This window comes from Daejeonella sp. AP26 (genome assembly GCF_056680515.1).
The window spans coordinates 2,546,010-2,565,444 of record NZ_CM155286.1; the positions used below are offsets into that span (position 1 = coordinate 2,546,010).

Genomic DNA, 19,435 nt, shown 5'->3' on the forward strand with positions numbered 1-19,435 from the left:
CAATTTAGAATCCAACGTTTAGTGTTAATAGGAAGCTTCTTACTGCCGGATAAGTAAAACCGCTAAATCCGTCTACGTTTGATCCGCTTGGCGTCGAGCTGCTTTCCGGATCAAACCCTGAGTATTCAGTGCTTAACCACAAGTTGTTGCCAGTAGCCGTAAGAGAAGCATTTTTAACAAAAGAGCGTTGAAGTAATTTAGCAGGTAGCGAGTAGCCTAAGCTTACCGACCTTAATCGCACCCATGAAGCATCTTCTATAAAGTTTTCTGAAACAGTGCGGTGTACATTCCTATAATAGCCCGCTCCATAATTCACGCCGTCCGGCCCAACTTGCTGACCCAGCCAAACTGGTTTGGTATTCGGAGTGCCGTCGGCTAAAACACCGGGAAAAACCTTGGTTTCATTCCGGTCCTCAGTATACTTAGCTATCCCGAAAGCGGAGAAAAAATTGCCCATTTGATTGTAACGCTCCTGCCCTACACGCGCATCGATCAGAGCAGATAAGGAAAGATTCTTATATCTGAAGTTGTTAGTAATGCCGCCAATCCAATCAGGCTGCGAATTACCAAGGATCTTTTGATTTGCTACCGGCATTCTTACAGGAAAGCCATTGGCACCAATGATGATTGGTTTTGATTCATCTATTTTCAAAGGATCCTCCGCTTCACTTCCGTAATAACGGTCGTAATAGCTGCCGTAGATATTTCCATATGCTTGACCGGGTATCAGCTTCATAGTCACGGCGGAACCACTGTATCCAAACTGAGAGGCATAGGCTATTTCTGTCAGGTCTTCGCGGATACTCAGTATCTTATTACGGTTAGCTGAGAAATTTAAGCCCACATCCCACTTGAAGTTATCGGTCCTAACAGGAACTCCAGTTAAAGCAAGCTCAATACCTTTGTTGCGCATTTCGCCTGAGTTAACGGCAGCAGTTTCAAATCCAGTTGCCGAGGAAACCTGGACGTTGATGATTTGATCTTTACTTAAGCTGTAATAATACGAACCATCTAAACTCAAACGGTTGTTGAAGAATGACATTTCCAGACCACCTTCATAAGTTTCAGTGAACTCAGGTTTCAGGTTAGGATTGCCTAACAAAGCCGATCTTGTAAATCCGGTAAATCCCGGGGGAAGTAATTGGTAAGAGGAATAACCACTGCTTGTAGCATACGGAAGCGCATCCTTACCAATCTTTGCATAAGATCCGCGAAGCTTGGCGAATGTTATATAGTCAGGCAGCATAAGCTGTTCTGAAAACACATAACTTAAGCTGGCCGAGGGATAGAAAAAGGAATTATTACCTGTCCGCAATGAAGAAGTGATGTCATTTCTTCCGGTCAGCGTCAGAAAAAGAAAGTTTTTATAGTCAAGTGTCAGCTCACCAAAAACACCCATCAGGCGATATTCCTGTTCGTTTTGACGGGGGACTATCTGTTTGGCGTTGCGAAGGTCGAACCAATCATAAACCGTTAAGGTATCTCCTTCAACACCCACATCCTTTGATTTTCGGTCGTATAGATCATGGCCTGCACGAAAAGTAGCATTCAAGTCTTCAGCAATTTTGGCGGTCGCACTCGCTATAAAGGTAGAAGTGATCGCTCTAAAGTTGGAATTGTACTCATAAACGAATCCGGGACCATTATCTTCATAAATACGTTCACCAGCTATACCCGTTGGACCAGGTCCGGTGCGTGTGCGTGAATCGGAATAGGTGTCCAGACCAATTCTATAAGTGAAGTCCAGCCAGCTGAGGGGCTTATAACTCGCATTAAACCCACCTACCAAACGGTTTACATTATCCTTCATTTTATTAGAATAAGCTCCATAAATTGGATTATCGTTTCCGTATGAGTTCATGGTCCCATCAGGCTTTAGGAAATCTTCCACGTCATACCTTGGTGACCAGTAACTTAGAGTTTCATTGAAACGATCGGCATTATAGCGGTCACCTCCTGAATTAATGAAGTTTAGATTGGCTCCTACAGAAAACTGATCACTAATCTTAGCGTCGGTATTTACCCTTGCTGAAATATTGCGGTAAGAGGTAAACGGCAACACACCCTCCTGGTCGTTCTGCGAGATCGAGGAAGAGAAAGTAACTTTTTCCGACCCGCCGGAAAATGTCAGGGAATTACGAGCCTGCCAGCCATTTTGGTAAGCATCTTTGAAGTGATTATATAATTTATCAGGATGAGTTGGGTCGATCAGCTTAGCTGCAGCAACCGTCGGCCCCCATGATGGGAAAAATTGTTCGGGATCATAAATTCCGTTGGTACCAATTGTATACTTATCTTGAATTTCAGGGAACTTATTCACCGATTCAGTCCCTACTGTACTTGTAAAATTCACTCTCAACGCACCAGCTTTGCCGGATTTGGTTGTAACCACGACAACGCCGTTTGCACCCCTAAGCCCGTATAAAGCTGTCGCAGCACCACCCTTTAAAACGTTGATACTTTCAACATCATCCGGGTTAAGGTCCGCAGCCCGGTTACTCATGCCCCGTAAGTCGGCACTCTGCCCAAAAGTAGAGGTTGTATTATCGAACAGTACCCCGTCAATCACAAACAGCGGCTGATTGTCCCGGCCTACATCAATCGAATTGATTCCCCGGATCTGTATACTCGCACCCTGACCTGGTGCCCCGCCACTACTTGATATGGTCACCCCCGCTATCTTACCCTGCAAGGCGTTCACCACGTTAGACTGGCGATTAATGTTCAGGTCGTCAGAATTTACATTCTGAGAAGCGTAACCGATAACTTTCTTATCCCTGGAAATGCCAAGTGCAGTAACAACCACTTCACTTAACTGGGTATTATCCGGCGACAGAACAACATTTACCACAGATTGATTCCCCACCGCAACTTCGCGGCTTGAATAACCAATAAATCTGAATACTAAAACGGTGCTTGAATTTGGAACGTTGATACGGTAGTTACCTTGCTGATCAGTGGTGGCTCCCGAGCTGGCCCCTTTGATCAAAACGATTACACCAGGAAGAGCAGATCCATCATCCGCTGCAGTTACCTTTCCGCTTATTTCGCGAATGGCCTGGGCAAAAGTTTCCGTCTGTCCAAGTAATAATAACAATACGATGAGAGAGGTAATATGTTTTTTCATAACTCGTTTAAATTAAGTACAACATATACAGGTGTCAGATTGAATGTTCGACCGGCATAAGGTACTACTCTCCCAAAAAAGTTACTGCAACAAACCTGTTACAATAGGTTGGAATACTGTTTTATCATACCTGTGTTAATAGTTCAGTATTCATTCCAGAATGATTCTAAACTGTGTAGATTTGCCGCTTGTTGAAATAGTTTTATGGCTAAAATTTCTATTAACCTCACAACCGGTTCCATACAGAAAGAGGATATAATTGTAGGTATCGATCTCGGTACAACGAATAGCCTGGTGGCATTTATTAATCCTGAAGGACATACCCAGGTTATAAACGATACCGGAAAGGGTATCCTGGTGCCATCGGTAATACATTTTCATCCGGATGGCGGCGTGTTAGTTGGCAATGAAGCAAAAGACTATTTAATTCCGGATCCTCACAACACTATTTTTTCGGTTAAGCGATTATTGGGCAGATCATACCATGATATTGAGCCTCACAAGGATTATTTCGCCTATAAGATTATAGATAACGATACCGAGAGCCTGGTAAAAATTAAAGTCGGCAATACATTTTACACCCCTATCGAGTTATCCGGCCTGATACTGAAAGAGCTGAAACAACGGGCTGAGCATGCGCTGAAAACGCCGGTAAATCGTGCAGTTATCACAGTCCCCGCCTATTTTAATGACAGTCAGCGCCAGGCAACCCGCGATGCCGGGAAACTTGCCGGTCTTGACGTGCTGCGGATCGTTAATGAGCCCACAGCCGCCAGTTTAGCTTATGGAATAGGCTTGAATCCTGATGAGGAAAAGACAATAGCTGTTTACGATCTGGGCGGAGGAACTTTTGATGTCTCCATTCTTAAAATTCAGAATGGCATTTTTGAAGTTCTCTCAACTCACGGAAATACTTTTTTAGGAGGCGATGATTTCGACCAGGCAATCGTTCATTATTGGATTGAGCAAAACCAACTTGATAAACAGGCTGTTGCAGCAGACGAACACCTATCGCAGGCTCTGCGGTTAAAAGCCGAAGAAGCTAAAATCGCACTGACTACCCAAAACTTATTTAACGGTTTTGTAAACAACATTCCCTGTGCCATAACAAAGATCACCTTTGAAGAACTGATTTTACCAAAAGTTGAACAGACCATAATATGCTGCCAGAATGCTCTGGATGATGCAGGCTTAACGGCGCGAGATATTCAGAAAGTGGTTATGGTTGGTGGTTCAACCCGTACCCCATTGGTTAAAAGCGAAGTTTCTCTATTTTTCGGAAAGACTGTACACGATAATATCAATCCTGACGAAGTGGTGGCCTTAGGCGCGGCCATCCAGGCAGATATTTTGGCCGGCAACCGTAAAGATATTTTACTGCTGGATGTCACTCCGCTTTCCTTAGGGATAGAAACGATGGGGGGCCTGATGGACGTAATTATTCCACGTAATGCAAAAATACCATCAAAGGCTGGGCGACAGTATACCACTTCAATTGATGGTCAGGTAAACATGAAGATCTCCGTCTACCAGGGCGAGCGCGACCTCATACAAGAGAATCGAAAGCTTGCAGAGTTTGATCTGAAAGGAATTCCTGCCATGCCAGCCGGCTTTCCGAAAGTAGATATTAACTTTTTGCTGAACGCTGACGGTATCTTAAAAATTCAGGCACATGAAGTGCGTTCAGGAGTAAAACAAGAAGTTGAAGTAAAGCCCACCTATGGCTTAACTGATGAGGAAGTGGAGAGAATGCTAATGGCCAGCATACAGCATGCAAAAGAGGATGTAAGTCAGCGAATGCTAATAGAAGCCCGAACTGAGGGCGAGCAAATGGTCTATACTGTAGAACGCTTTCTTCAAAAAAACAATCAATATGTTTCTGCTGACGAAACCAGGGATACACAAGCGCTTTTGGAAGGCCTGAAAAACGGCTTGAAATCCGGAAATAAAGACTTAATCCTCAAGAAAATTGATGAGGTGAATGAATTTACACGCCCATTTGCGGAACGCCTGATGGACCAGGCTATATCTACTGCAATGAAGGGTAAAGCGATAGATTAGAAAAAAAGATTTTTAATGCGAATAACCGTATCTGGATTGTTCGTAACATGCTTGTCAAGTCAACAAAATGTTGAACTAGTACGAACAGGTTACGAACCAGTCCAAAGTAAGCAGGTCTGAAAAGCCTGCTGAAAGGTTATTTGTTTTCTCCCTCAGTAGCCTCGCGAATAGCTTCCTGCTCCTTTAACAGATCAACATTGTTTTTCTTTCCATAATCATCTTTGCTCTCCTCGAAGCTGCTAAGGATCTCAGCAATTTTATCAAGATTATCTGCAATATTCTGATGAACATCCGGAAGAATACGCTCTAAAGTTTTGTTTCCCAGCTCGAAGTTATCTACCTCAATTTTGCCGATTTTTTGCACGATCGCCATCTGACTGTTTTTCAAGTCTTCCAGTTCACGCGTTATTTTTTCCATCAGCTCAAATTTCTTTAACTTATCCATAACGTTGTTTTTAGGTTGTCATCTCTATTAATGAACCTCCTGAATAACAATTACCAAGCCAACGAAGTTTTTAAGAAAACAAATCAAGGCGATCTAAATTGTTGACAATTAACATAGCCGCAAACCTTAGCCCGGTTCACTATTCCATTAATTGACGAATGCAGGAAGCTCCTCGGGAGCTGAGCTAATGATTTGCCAATTTCTATAAACAGGATACTCCTGTCGTAGCAGTATAGCGGATAACAATAAATGTATAATACAGCCCGAAGGATTTGATGAAAAATCTAAAGCTCCAGAGGAGCTCCATGTCTATAGAAAAATAGCCTGTTTACCGGAGCTCGGGAGGAGCTTCCTGGTCATTACTATAAGCAATAATTACACGGAATTAACATTCTGTTTATCATTTTACCAATGTCCTGCAACCTGTCAGGAAACTTTACCAATCAGCTTGCTTACATATTTGCCAATGATGTCGAACTCCAAATTAACCGTAGAGCCTTCCTTTACATTCTGAAGATTGGTATGGTCAAACGTATAAGGAATAATTGCTACTGAAAAGCTATTGTCCCGGGAATTAACGACAGTCAGGCTGATTCCATTAACACATATCGAACCTTTTTCAACAGTTATATTCCCTTGCGCAGCATCGTATTCAAAAGTATACTCCCAGCTTCCTTCCCGATGGATCAACTTAGTGCACCTGGCCGTTTGATCAGCATGCCCCTGAACAATATGGCCGTCTAATCGACCATTCATTTGCATACAGCGCTCCAGATTGACAAGGTCGCCTACCTGTAACTCCGCCAGGTTGGTTTTTGAAAGTGTTTCGGCTATGGCGGTTACTGTATGTTCACCTGGCTTCAGCTGGACCACCGTTAAACAAACACCATTATGGGCTACGCTTTGATCAATCTTCAACTCGTCCGAAATGGCAGAAGATATAGCGATGTGCAAGTTATCAAGGTCTTTTTGCAGATTGGTGACCTTGCCTAAGGTTTCAATTATACCGGTAAACATGTAGAATTAAGAATTATTGGTTAAGAATAAATATTTGATCGGGAATCATGAATAAGAAGAGCTTTTAAAATAAGTGACTTCACAATCAAGCAAAGAAACAATTAACAACGGTCGGGGCTAAAAGCAGGCGGGCATCAAAACCCGATTCAATGTCCGCTAAGACCAAAGTTCATTAAAGGTAATCACTTTCGATTTAGCACTTTCCGCCCGTTTGCTTTTAACCAGCTGTTGATGGCTGCCGCTTTTATCAGTCGATAAATTGTTGCAGTAAATAATGAAAAAAATCATTTCTTTACCGCAACAATTATTCCTGTTGCCCAATGTTGTTTTGTTACAACTAAATCACTTCTTTTCTCCAAATCTTTTACAAAACTGATGGCTTTTTCTTGATGTCCTTCTGGCCAATTTGGTTGAGGGAGCATATCATCAACAATATAAAAGCCACCCTTGCTAATCATCTCCAAAACTTGGTCTAAAAGAAGATATTTGCCATGCCAAGTGTCTGCAAAAATATAATCAAACTTTCGTCCTATGTTAGATTTAATCCATTCCTCTCCATCACATTGAACTAAATCCAATCGCTTGTCTTGTCCAAGGAATGTTCTAGCAATTTCTAAAAGGGTTTCATCAATATCTAATGATATGATAGTTGAATCATTATCCATTCCATCAAGTATCCAAGATGTTGAAAGTCCAGTGCCTGTCCCAAGTTCAAGGAATTTGCCTGCTGGTTTTGAAGTTGCAAGTGTTCGCAACAAGGAGCAGGTTAAAATATCGGAAGGCATTGTAAAGCCATTTTCCTTTGTTGCATTGTCAATGTCAAAATAGGAGTCAGGTACTGGTTGATAAATTTCGTCTGTCAATGTTTACTTATTTAGTCTGATAATTTGAACGCTTTTTTTTCCCGGTTGCCATCAACTGATTAATAAACCTAATATCGAACCCGGTTCTTCTTCCAGTTTGAGCTGGTGGAAGGTGCCGCGCTATTTTGTTTATGCTGAGACTTTTGCTGCATTAGCTGAGCTCCGATTATCGCGGCAATCAGCGCTTCCTTATCATTACCCTGATCCAGATCTTCCGGTTTGAAATATTGCTCTACAAAATGCGTGTTGAAATTGCCTGAAACGAATGCCGGGTGCTGCATTACGAATTTACCGAAGGCCAGCGTTGTCTGGATCCCGGTAATCTGATATTCGTCTATAGCTCTGATGACCCGTTCAATTGCTTCGGTGCGGTCCTTACCATAAACCACCAGCTTTGCGATCATCGGGTCATAATAAATTGGTATATCCATGCCCTGTTCGAAACCATCATCTACTCTCACTCCGGGGCCTTTAGGTGTAATATATGTTTGCAGGGTACCAATATCAGGCAGAAAATTGTTTTTAGGATCCTCGGCATAAACCCTAACTTCAATCGCATGGCCGGTAATGCTGAGGTCTTCTTGTTGAAAACGCAAGGTTTCGCCACGAGCAATTCTGATTTGTTCTTTAACCAGGTCTATCCCGGTGATCATTTCGGTCACCGGATGCTCCACCTGTAATCGGGTATTCATTTCGAGAAAATAAAAGTCAAGATTCTCGTCCATGATAAACTCGACAGTGCCGGCACCTGTATAATTGCATGAACGGGCCACGTCTACTGCACATTTACCCATTCTTTCCCTGATCGCAGGTGTTAATATAGAAGATGGGGCTTCTTCAATCACCTTTTGATGGCGTCGCTGAACGGAACAGTCGCGCTCGAACAGATGCACAATATTCCCTTGATTGTCACCTAATACCTGAATTTCTATATGCCGCGGCGATGAAACATACCGCTCGATAAACACCGAACCATCTCCAAATGCAGAAGTGGCCTCTGACACTGCCAGGTTCATCTGTTCAATAAAATCTTCCAATCTGTTTACTATCCGCATTCCTTTACCGCCACCGCCCGCAGCGGCTTTAATCAGGATCGGAAAACCTACTTCTTCGGCCCTGTTCTTGGCCTCCTGAATATCCGTAATCGCTTCTTCGGTTCCTGGAACCATCGGGATATTATATCTTAAGGCAGCCGCTTTTGCCGATAACTTATTACCCATAATCTCCATGGCTTCCGGAGATGGACCGATAAGAATCAGGCCGGCCTGTTGAACCTGCCGCGCAAAGGCTGCGTTTTCGGATAGAAATCCATAACCGGGGTGAATAGCTTCAGCACCGGTTTTACGGCAAGCTTCTATGATGTTGTCCCCAACCAAATAGGATTGATTGGAGGGTGCCGGTCCTATGCAAATACTTTCATCAGCATAACGCACGTGAAGTGCATTTCGATCAGCCTCGGAATAAACCGCTACCGTTTTAATTCCCATTTCACGGGCCGAACGCATTACACGTAACGCAATTTCGCCGCGGTTAGCAACCAGGATTTTCTTCATTAATACAAATGTAGAATTTTTACACGATCACATATCGTAATTACAATGGAAGGATTGACGGGAAAATAGTCTTCGCTGGTTTCAAGCCTGAAGGCGATACTCCCGATAAACAGTATGTTCCCATATTTTAGAGAACCATTTCCTGCTTAGAAAATTGCCATCCAGGTTTTAAGGTTTGAACATTTAATCCCCGGGCTTTGATGCTTAGGATTCTAATTACACGCTCTTGCTTTATGAGCCTTTTGCGATTGAACTTACCATATGCTTACTATATACTTACTATGTGCTTACTATGTCATCCTTCGATCAACATACTGTAAGCACCCTGTTATCACATAGTCAGTAAATGGCTAGTTAGCCTTCTGCTAAAACAAAAGTTTTATGTCGTCTATCCAGACCCCTAAAAGAGGCAAAAAAAAAAGCCCCGGCTATCGGGGCAATCCTTCTTCTTCAGATAATGGCAAAAAACAAGATATTGAAATACAATTCCAATGAGCCGGCAAACATCCAGCTTAAAGACTTAATATTAATGCAGCTTCCGGAGTTGCTCCAACGTATAATTCATCATGTCTGAGTTGACATCCAGGTGGGTAACAAAGCGAATCATCTGCTTGCCGAAGGTATTACACTTAATACCCCGATGCAGCAACTTCTCAACAAAATCATCTGCATGATGGTGGTCGTCCAACTCGAAAATGACGATGTTCGTTTCAACCGGTATCACCTTCTTCACAAACGGCATTTCGATAAGGGCTAATCCAAGGATGGCAGCGTTGTCATGATCCTGCTGCAGGCGTTCGACATTATTATCGAGTGCGTATATTCCGGCAGCAGCCAGAAACCCTGCCTGGCGCATTCCGCCACCAAATATCTTGCGAACACGTCTGGCCTTTGCAATAGATTCCCGACTTGCCAGCAAGACAGATCCAACAGGCGCGCCAAGGCCTTTTGAAAGGCAGATTGAAATTCCGTCGAACATAGGCCCGTAATCGGCTGCGTCATCCCCGGTTTTGACCAAGGCGTTAAACAGGCGCGCTCCGTCTAAATGCAGTTTCAAGTTCTTTAACCGGCATAAATGATAAATAGGTTCGATCTGATCAAGGGTATAGCAGCTTCCCCCGCCCCGGTTCACCGTATTTTCCAGAACCACCAGGCTGGTTCTTGGGTAATGAATGTTATCCGGATTGATTTGTGGCTCAATCAGCTCCGGAGTTAACCTGCCCCTATCCCCGTAAAGAAGCCTTACTGAGGCTGACGAATTAAAAGCAATCCCTCCGCCTTCATACCGGTAGACGTGAGCGGTTTCATCGCAGATCACCTCGTCCATAGGCTGAGTGAAGCATTTGATGGCGATCTGGTTGCTCATCGTCCCTGAAGGGCAAAAAAGCCCTGCTTCCATTCCGAACAACTCCGCTGTTTTTTCTTCCAGCTCATTAACCGTTTCATCTTCGCCGAAGACATCGTCGCCTACCCGGGCGCTCATCATGGCTTCAAGCATTTCTTTGCCCGGTTTGGTTACGGTGTCACTGCGCAGATCAACTATCATTTTAGTATGGAGTATTTAGATTTGAGACTTAAGATGCGGTTTTAACACCGAATAAACCGCATTTTGCGGCTAGTTATCAGATGAACCTTCACCATCTTACTTATGGTCCAAATATATTGGATTCGGGTGATTATTTCATGATCCAGTTGTAAAACGCTGGAAACTCGCGATGCCAAAACCATTCGCTATGCTTGCCGTCAGCGGCCGCTTTTAGCAGCATCTGCTTGCTTTTAACTTTTTGCGAAAGTAATTGTTCGTGAAGTTTCTTCATATCGGGCACCATCTCGTTACTTTCCAGATCTCCGGCAACAAAATAGATCTTGTGTTTTGGGAGTTTTTTGTCGGCTAGATAGGCATAGAGTGCTGGCGCGACCCAGAAAGCAGGGGAAAACACACCGGCCTTACCGAAAACCTGCGGATACTTAGCCATTGCGTACATAGAAATTAAACCGCCCATTGAACTTCCGGCAATAGTGGTATGTCTGGCAGATGCTTGAGTCTGGTAAGTCTTGTCAATAAAAGGCTTTAGAGTATGCACAATAAAATCGACATAATCGTTACCCCTTCCTTTTCCAAAACGTTCGTTATCAAATGGATTGTATTCGGTCAAACGATACTGGTTCCCATGATCAATACCGACAATGATGGCCATCTTATTATTTTTCAAATACAAACTATCCATCAGTTCGTCCACTCCCCATTCGCCATAGCCGGAGGTATAAGCATCGAAAAGGTTCTGGCCGTCGTGCATATAGATGACGGGATATTTTTTACCTGATGATTCGTAATCAGGCGGAAGGTAGACCCAAATCTTCCGGACCCTATCCAGCTGGGGAATTTTAAATGCCGTATCGATCACCCGAACATTTTTGCTTGCAGTATGCGCTTTTGCTTGAGGCTTAAAGTTATCCTGCCACTGCAAAATGTCCAGATAAATAATCGTATCCTTCTTCAGGATTAGGCTTCGATTAGAAACGGGCTGGCCGTTTAAACGTGCCTCTACTGTTTCCCAGGAGCCACGGGTGATCTTATACTCATTGACACCATTAGGGAGATTTACAGTCAGTTCATAACCTTGTTTACCATTCGGTGCAAAAACGTAGCTACTGTCGGCCGGATTCCAACTATTCATCCCGCCTGCTAGAAATAGCTTTGAGTTTGGCAGAACATTAGCCGAAGAATTAATAATGAAGTTTACTCTGCTGGATTGTGCAGCGGTTTGTTGAAAACTGAAAAGGGCAGAAATAAAAAATAAACACAGAAAGCATTTAGTTGGCATACTAGGGAAGGGTTATTTGAAGCAGATAAATAACTAATAAGTAAACGATAGATTTTGAATTCCTGTTTAACTTAGAGAAAAAAACCATAACATCGCACCGCCTTAGACATTATGGACAGTATCAATATCAAAAAATTAGCAAAAGAGCTAAATTTATCTACTTCTACTATCTCACGTGCTTTCAGGGGAAGCAATGAAATTAATAAAGCCACAAAGGAAAGGGTTTTATCTCTCGCTAATGAATTAAATTATGAGCCTAATCATCATGCAAGTAACCTAAGAGAGAAAAAAAGTAAAACTATTGCCGTAATTGTCCCCGAAATAGCCAACAACTTCTTTTCCCAGGCGATCAATGGAATTGAAAAAGTTGCCCGCGAAAAGGGATACCATATACTGATTTATCTCACTGATGATGATTTTGAAAAAGAGACTTCGTTCATCAGCAATTTACAAGGCGGCCGGGTTGACGGAATTATTATGTCTGTTTCCGGGGAAACTAAGAATCACGATTATTTGAATAAACTAAAGAAGAAAAATATACCACTTGTGTTTTTTGACCGGGTTTATGAAGATATAGATACCGCTAAAGTAACCAGCAATGATTATGAAAGCAGTTTTTCTGCCACCGAGCACCTTATCGAGTCGGGTTGCCAACGCATTGCTTACCTGGTGGTTAATAAAAGTCATTCGATTGGGAAACTGCGGATGACGGGCTACAAGGATGCCCTGGCTGCGCACCAGCTCGAATTTAGAGACGACCTGATCATTGACTGCAGTAATGACCTGCAGAAGAATCAGGAAATTTTGAAGCAAACTCTATTGGAACTGAAACCTGACGGAATATTTGCTTCTGTTGAACGGCTTGCTCTTGCAACTTACCAGGTCTGCCATGATCTAAATATTACAATTCCCGACGACCTTAAGGTGATCAGTTTTTCGAGTCTCGAAATTGCCTCATTATTAAATCCTTCTTTATCGACTATCACCCAACCGGCCCTTGAAATGGGAACGGCAGCGGCGGGTTTGCTATTCCGGGCAATCGAATCTGACGATAACAGGAACGTCAATGATCAGATCGTCTGCAAGTCAGAAATCATTGCACGGAAATCTTCTTCAATTACCTGAATTTTAGAAATAACCACCTCGCCCCGGCGGGTATTCCAACAACCCGGAGTTGTATCCAATCTTCACTTCTAATCCGGGATTATCCCAGTCAATTTTAACCCATTATCCGGCCTTTCCTGTGGTAAGAAAATTTCAACGAAATGTTGAAAACGGGAAGAATTCAACACCGATTCCGACGGGCAATTTTGGCAATTCAAGTTGTTTTCGGGAACGTTACCGGTACCGTTCCCGAGATTAAGCAAATAATAACTTAGTGTAAGTTTTACACACAGTTTCAAAAAGACGACACGATAACGTGCTGATTAGCTTCTGTTTAGGTTTTTGATAACATGCTTAATCTGGCATGTTAACAAATAATATTTTGTTCCGGAGCAATGAGTAGAATTAAACACCGTGAGAGCAAAAAATATATTTAGAAAATTTGGAAATATAAAAGGGTAACCTAATCTTAGACGTAGTTAAATAACCAGTAAATACCACTTAAAATTTTATAAACTAAATCATCATTTTCATGAAAAAAATTTACTTGATTAAGCTTCTGCTTTCCTGTATTTTTCTGATGTCAGCAATCGTTGCATCAGCGCAAACAGGAAGTTTAAGCGGACGTGTAACTGACGAAACTAACCAGCCATTGCCTGGAGCTACCGTTTCGTTGAAAGGAACTAACCTGTCTACCTCTACCGATGTAAACGGGTATTTCAAATTGAACAAAGTGCCTGCCGGAACGGTAACGCTTATCGTTAAGTTTATAGGATATACACTATCTGAAAAAAGCGTAACAGTAGGTGATTCTGAAGTAACGTCTGATTTCAGCTTAGTTCCATCCGCAGAGAGTTTAACCGAAGTAGTAATCGTTGGTTACGGTACTCAGCGCAAAGCAGATGTAACGGGTTCGATTGCTACTTTAACTACCAAAGACTTCACTAAAGGACAGATCACTACGCCAGAGCAATTAATTGCCGGCAAAGTAGCGGGTGTGCAAATCACGTCAAATAGTGGCGCTCCTGGTTCAGGGAGTACTATTCGTATTCGTGGTGGAGCTTCTTTGAATGCAAGTAATGATCCACTGATCGTTATTGATGGAGTTCCCGTTGATAATAATCCTATCTCCGGATCTCCAAACGGCTTATCGTTGATCAATCCAAACGACATTGAGTCAATGAATATTTTGAAGGATGCTTCTGCGGCAGCCATTTACGGCTCAAGAGCATCGAACGGTGTTATTTTGATCACTACTAAAAAAGGAATAACCGGCAAACCTCAGCTTAGCTTTAACTCAAATTTTTCAGTTGGCAAAACTGGGGACAAAGTTGATGTTTTATCGGCAGACGAGTTCAGAACTTTAGTAGGTTCCAGTAACAGTCCGTTAGCTACACCTGCATTAAAAGCGTTGGTAGGCTCTGCAAATACCGATTGGCAAAATGAAATCTACCAGTCTGCTGTATCGAGCGACAACAACCTTAGCCTGACCGGTTCGGCTAAAAATTTACCATACCGTATTTCTTTCGGTCATTTAAGCCAGGATGGTGCTTTAGCTACGGGAAGTCTTCAAAGAACTTCTCTTGCGGTTAATTTGAATCCTCGTTTCTTTAATGATCAGTTGAATGTTAAAGTTAATCTGAAAGGAAGTTTAAGCGAAAGCCGCTTTGCAAATGAGGGCGCAATTGGCGCTGCTGCGAGTTTTGACCCGTCACAGGCTGTTCAGTCTGGCAATAGCAATTATGGCGGCTACTGGGAATGGCTGGACGCTGGTGCTGAAACCGGATTAAGATCATTATCTCCAAAAAATCCGCTGGGTCTGTTAAATCAAAGAGATAACTCAGGTAATGTTAGCAGAAGCATAGGAAATATTCAGATGGATTATACGATCCCGTTTTTAACGGATCTTAAAGCTAACCTTAACGTTGGTTATGATATCTCTGAAGGAAAGGGAAACATTTACGTTTCCGGTGACGCTGCTTCCAGCTTCATGCGGTTTAAAGATGATACTGGTGTATTCAGAAGTGGTGAGTACAGCAAATATCAACAGAAAAAAACCAATATGCTTTTTGACTTCTATTTAAATTACGTTAAAGATCTTTCGTCAGTAAATAGCCGTATTGATCTGATGGCGGGAACATCCTATCAGGATTTCATGACCAAAGCGTATTCTTACAGTAATTACAGCATTGATGGCGTTAAGTCACCTGGATCAGATCCAAACTTTCTTTTTGACAAGCCACAAAACCGGTTATCGTCTTATTATGGTCGCCTGGTTTATTCTTTAAATAGTAAATACATTCTGACTACTACTATACGGGCCGATGGATCTTCACGTTTAGCGCCTGAGAATCGTTGGGGAGTTTTCCCATCCGCTGCGTTGGCATGGAATGTTAGTGAAGAGTCATTTATTAAAGACTCTAAAGTAATCTCTAATTTAAAACTAAGAGTTGGCTATGGTATCACCGGTCAGCAGGACGGAATTAATAACTATTCTTATTTAGGTAATTATGGTATAAGCAACAGTACAGCACAATATGAACTGGGTGGCATTTTTTACAATATGTACAGACCATCAGCTTATAATCCAAACTTAAAATGGGAAGAGACCGCTACAGCCAACGCTGGTATTGATTTTGGATTTGCAGGTGACCGTATTACAGGTAGTTTAGATTACTACCAGAAAAAGACCAAAGACTTATTAAACAACATTACACAGCCGGCAGGAACAAACTTTATCAATGAGTTTGTTGCGAACGTGGGTAACATGGAAAATAAGGGATTGGAATTTTTAATCAATGGTGCTGTTATTCAGAAAGATGATCTTAGCTGGAATGTGGGTTTCAATGCTACTTACAACAAAAACACCATTACAAACTTAACTGCTGTTGATGACCCTAATTATGCAGGCGCACAAACTGGTGATATTAGTGGTGGTACCGGAAACAAAATACAGATTCATTCAACCGGTTTCAACAGGGCAGCATTTTATGTTTATCAGCAGGTTTATAACGCTGCAGGTAAGCCTCTGGAAAACACTTTCGTTGATCAGAACGGAGATGGTCAGATCACTGAAAAAGATCTTTATCGTTATAAAGGACCTGATGCTCAAGTTTTCCTTGGATTTAACAGTAGCGTGAACTATAAGAAATGGAACGCAGGCTTTGTAATGCGCGCCAGTCTTGGTAACTATGTTTACAATAACGTTGCTTCAAGCACAGGTACGCTCAGAAACATCTTCAACCCATTGAATTTCCTGAACAACGGTTCACGCGATATTCTGGAAACTAACTTTTCAGGAGAAGGTACCCGGTATTTTCAGTCTGATTACTATATCCAGAATGCATCGTTCCTGAAGATGGATAACCTGAATATTGGCTACACCGTTGGAAAAGTATTCAACAACTCCGCAGACCTGCGGTTGAACGCAAATGCTCAAAATGTATTTACTATTACAAAATACAAGGGCATTGATCCGGAGATCAATAACGGGATTGATAACAACTTTTATCCACGCCCAAGAACGTTTGTTCTAGGTTTAAATCTTGATTTCTAAATTTTATTCTCAGAAAATACAGATATGAAAAAATATATATATCAGGCAACTGTAGGATTATCCCTGGTTGTTATCACGCTAACTTCCTGCGAAAAGAAGCTAGACCTGCAACCTCTTAATGAAGTAACATCAGAAGTTGTCTATAGCACCCCGTTAGGCTACAAACAATCGTTAGCTAAAGTCTATGGCAGCTTTGCATTAACTGGCAATAGCGGCCCGGCAGGAACTCCGGATGTTGTGGGTTTGGATGAAGGCAGTAACGGTGACTTTTACAGAACCTTTTGGAAAGCACAGCAGCTAAGTACAGATGAAGCGGTAATAGGCTGGGGGGATGCGGGAGTTCAGGATTTCCACAATATGAACTGGACTTCTGACAACCCTTTCTTAAAAGGTTTGTACTTCAAAAGTATTTATCAAATTACACTTGCAAATGAGTTTCTAAGACAGTCTACAGATGCTAAACTAAGTTCGAGGTCAATTTCTGGGACTGATGCCGAAGAAATCCGGAAATACAGAGCTGAAGTTCGTTTCTTAAGAGCTTTCCAATATTGGGTATTGATCGATATGTATGGTAACCCACCATTCGTAACTGAGGAGAACCTTATAGGAAGTACACTTCCGAAACAAATCTCCCGTGCAGAATTGTTTACCTACATCGAATCTGAACTAAAGGCCATTGAAACAGAGTTGCCTGAAACGAAAACTGCCGCTTACTACGGCCGGGCGAATAGATTTGCAGCGCAGGCTTTATTAGCGAGGTTATATCTTAACGCGAAGGTTTATACCGGAACTGCGAAAGATAATGATGCGGTTACATACTCTAAAAAAGTAATAGACGGTGGCTACGCGTTGATGTCAAATTATCAGAATCTATTGAAAAATGATAACAGCATCAACAACCCGGAATCTATTATGACCATCAACTACGATGGTAGCAAAACCCAATTGTTTGGCGGAACTACCTTCCTGGCGCATGCATCTGTTGGAGGAAAAATGGTTGCTGCAGATTACGGCCTTGATGGTGGCTGGGGCGGACTACGCACCACGAAAGCATTAGTAGACTTGTTTCCAAATGGAGACGGTTCTTCTGATAAAAGAGCGCAGTTCTTCACTGATGGCCAGTCTCTGGAGATCAACAGTCTTTCGACTTTTACTGATGGCTATGCGATCACCAAATATCAGAACAAGAATAGCGCTGGAGTGTCAGGTGCAAACGCAACTTTCGTTGATGCAGACGTTCCCCTGTTCAGACTTGCCGAAATGTATTTGATCTACGCTGAAGCAACCTTAAGAGGTGGTGCCGGCGATAATGGTTTAGCATTAACTTATTTCAATAATCTGAGAACAAGAGCTTACGGAAATATTTCAGGAAATGTAAATGCTCTTACTCTCGATTTGATTTTAGATGAGCGTGCACGTGAGTTGTATTGGGAAGGTCATAGAAGAACAGATCTTGTCAGATACGGAAGATTTACTACTGCTGCTTATTTGTGGCCATGGAAAGGTGGAGTTAAGGCAGGTAAATCGGTAGAAGATTTTAAAAATATCTTCCCGTTACCGGCAGCAGACGTTACTGCTAACCCTAATCTGGTTCAAAATACCGGTTACTAATTATTATTAGCGGAGAATTCCGTAACATTTAAATCAAATTAACCCTAACCCTTTTTATATGAAAGCGTTGTTTAATAAAATTTTCTTACTCAGCATTATGTCTATGCTGATCTGGTCTTGTAAAAAGGATGAGGTGAGAGTTATCGCCGGCGAGGGAACACCAGCGGCATTAACTGTTTCGTCCAATAACCTGGTGTTAACTAAAGCAGATGCTGAAAAAACAGCTGTAACCTTTACCATCACCAAACCTGACTATGGTTATGATGCAGTAGTTACCTCTACGCTGCAGCTCGCTGTTGCAGGAAGCAACTTCGCAAGTCCTAAAGAATTTGATCTGGACGCTAATGTTTTGACTAAAAGCTTTTCAGTAATCGATTTCAATGCATTACTGCTTAGCATGAACCTGGCACCTGACGCGACTGCTGATATTGAAGCCCGTATTAAATCTTCGATATCTAAAGATGTGACAGCGGTTTTTTCAAATGCATCAGCAATTAAAGTTACCCCCTACGCATTAGTTTCTTTCCTTTACGTTCCGGGAGGATACCAGGGTTGGAATCCAGCGACTGCAGAAAGCTTGATCTCTGCTACAAGTAACGGTATTTACGAAGGCATCATACCTTTCACTGCTGGCAACACAGGCTTCAAGATCTTAACAAAAAGAGAATGGGGAACACCTGAATATGGAGCCGGAGCCTCTGCTGGTTCAATTGCAGTTGGTGGTGGTGACCTAAACGGCCCGGGTACTGGCACTTATAAGCTGGTTGCTGATCTGAATGCCAATATCCTTGAATTTATTCCTTTTTCAATGGGCCTTGTCGGTGATTCCCCGGTTGGAAGTGGATGGGGATCCGGACCAGACATAGCTATGCAATATGATAACGCTAAGCAACTTTGGACTGTAACTGCAGACATGCTGGTTGGAAAATTTAAATTCCGTTTAAACAGTGGTTGGGATACCAACTACGGTGACGATGGAGATAATGGATCTGTAGAAAAAGGTGGCGGCGATATTAGCATCACCGAGGCTGGCAGTTACAAATTTGAGTTGAACCTCGTTAGCAATACTTATACAAAGGTTAAGCTATAGACTAAATATTCTTCAAATGAAATCCCGCTGAAAGGCGGGATTTTTTTTGTTTAAGATGATCTCTGCTTGTAAACATTGGCAAACCTTCATCTCCAATCATACTGCAGTTCGTGCGAGGGATGGCCTATTCCCACAATGAGTAAATTAAATATGAAAGCCTGGGTTAACAGCCGATCCCCAGAC

Annotated in this window: 12 protein-coding genes; 5 read left to right on the top strand and 7 right to left on the bottom strand. The window is 42.4% G+C overall.

Annotation, left to right across the window (positions count from 1 at the left end; all coding sequences use genetic code 11):
• Positions 1 to 4 precede the first annotated feature (4 nt).
• Complete coding sequence (locus tag AC1MCB_RS10935; protein WP_479964756.1) at positions 5 to 3,127, bottom strand: SusC/RagA family TonB-linked outer membrane protein; 3,123 nt, start codon at positions 3,125 to 3,127, stop codon at positions 5 to 7.
• 204 nt (positions 3,128 to 3,331) lie between these two features.
• On the opposite strand from AC1MCB_RS10935, the gene hscA reads away from it, so the two are divergent.
• Positions 3,332 to 5,188, top strand: a complete 1,857-nt coding sequence (gene hscA, locus AC1MCB_RS10940; RefSeq protein WP_479964757.1) for a Fe-S protein assembly chaperone HscA — start codon at positions 3,332 to 3,334, stop codon at positions 5,186 to 5,188.
• Between the two features lie 136 nt (positions 5,189 to 5,324).
• Here hscA and AC1MCB_RS10945 read toward each other — a convergent pair whose 3' ends face one another.
• From AC1MCB_RS10945 to AC1MCB_RS10970, 6 genes are all read right to left on the bottom strand, one after another.
• Positions 5,325 to 5,633, bottom strand: a complete 309-nt coding sequence (locus AC1MCB_RS10945; RefSeq protein ID WP_479964758.1) for a hypothetical protein — start codon at positions 5,631 to 5,633, stop codon at positions 5,325 to 5,327.
• A gap of 426 nt (positions 5,634 to 6,059) precedes the next feature.
• A complete protein-coding gene (locus AC1MCB_RS10950) occupies positions 6,060 to 6,650 on the bottom strand; it encodes a riboflavin synthase (RefSeq protein ID WP_479964759.1) in 591 nt (196 codons plus the stop codon).
• Between the two features lie 284 nt (positions 6,651 to 6,934).
• Positions 6,935 to 7,513, bottom strand: coding sequence for an O-methyltransferase (locus tag AC1MCB_RS10955; RefSeq protein WP_479964760.1), 579 nt, complete (start codon positions 7,511 to 7,513; stop codon positions 6,935 to 6,937).
• A 68-nt stretch (positions 7,514 to 7,581) separates the two neighbouring features.
• Entirely contained in the window at positions 7,582 to 9,066 is a 1,485-nt protein-coding gene (accC, locus tag AC1MCB_RS10960) for an acetyl-CoA carboxylase biotin carboxylase subunit (RefSeq protein WP_479964761.1), read from the bottom strand.
• A gap of 526 nt (positions 9,067 to 9,592) precedes the next feature.
• Positions 9,593 to 10,612: a threonine aldolase family protein gene (locus AC1MCB_RS10965; RefSeq protein WP_479964762.1), complete on the bottom strand. Its 1,020-nt coding sequence runs from the start codon at positions 10,610 to 10,612 to the stop codon at positions 9,593 to 9,595.
• 130 nt (positions 10,613 to 10,742) lie between these two features.
• Positions 10,743 to 11,744: an alpha/beta hydrolase gene (locus tag AC1MCB_RS10970; RefSeq protein ID WP_479964763.1), complete on the bottom strand. Its 1,002-nt coding sequence runs from the start codon at positions 11,742 to 11,744 to the stop codon at positions 10,743 to 10,745.
• Between the two features lie 258 nt (positions 11,745 to 12,002).
• On the opposite strand from AC1MCB_RS10970, the gene AC1MCB_RS10975 reads away from it, so the two are divergent.
• The 4 genes from AC1MCB_RS10975 (at position 12,003) to AC1MCB_RS10990 (ending at position 19,252) form a co-directional block, all read left to right on the top strand.
• The gene (locus AC1MCB_RS10975; protein WP_479964764.1) at positions 12,003 to 13,016 is read left to right on the top strand and encodes a LacI family DNA-binding transcriptional regulator; all 1,014 of its coding nucleotides are present in this window, start codon (positions 12,003 to 12,005) and stop codon (positions 13,014 to 13,016) included.
• A gap of 511 nt (positions 13,017 to 13,527) precedes the next feature.
• On the top strand, positions 13,528 to 16,551 hold the full coding sequence (locus AC1MCB_RS10980; protein ID WP_479964765.1) for a SusC/RagA family TonB-linked outer membrane protein: 3,024 nt from the start codon (positions 13,528 to 13,530) through the stop codon (positions 16,549 to 16,551).
• A gap of 24 nt (positions 16,552 to 16,575) precedes the next feature.
• Positions 16,576 to 18,162 carry a RagB/SusD family nutrient uptake outer membrane protein gene (locus AC1MCB_RS10985; protein ID WP_479964766.1) on the top strand — a complete coding sequence of 529 codons (1,587 nt, stop codon included), beginning with the start codon at positions 16,576 to 16,578 and terminating at the stop codon, positions 18,160 to 18,162.
• A gap of 58 nt (positions 18,163 to 18,220) precedes the next feature.
• A complete protein-coding gene (locus AC1MCB_RS10990) occupies positions 18,221 to 19,252 on the top strand; it encodes a SusE domain-containing protein (RefSeq protein WP_479964767.1) in 1,032 nt (343 codons plus the stop codon).
• Positions 19,253 to 19,435: the final 183 nt, after the last annotated feature.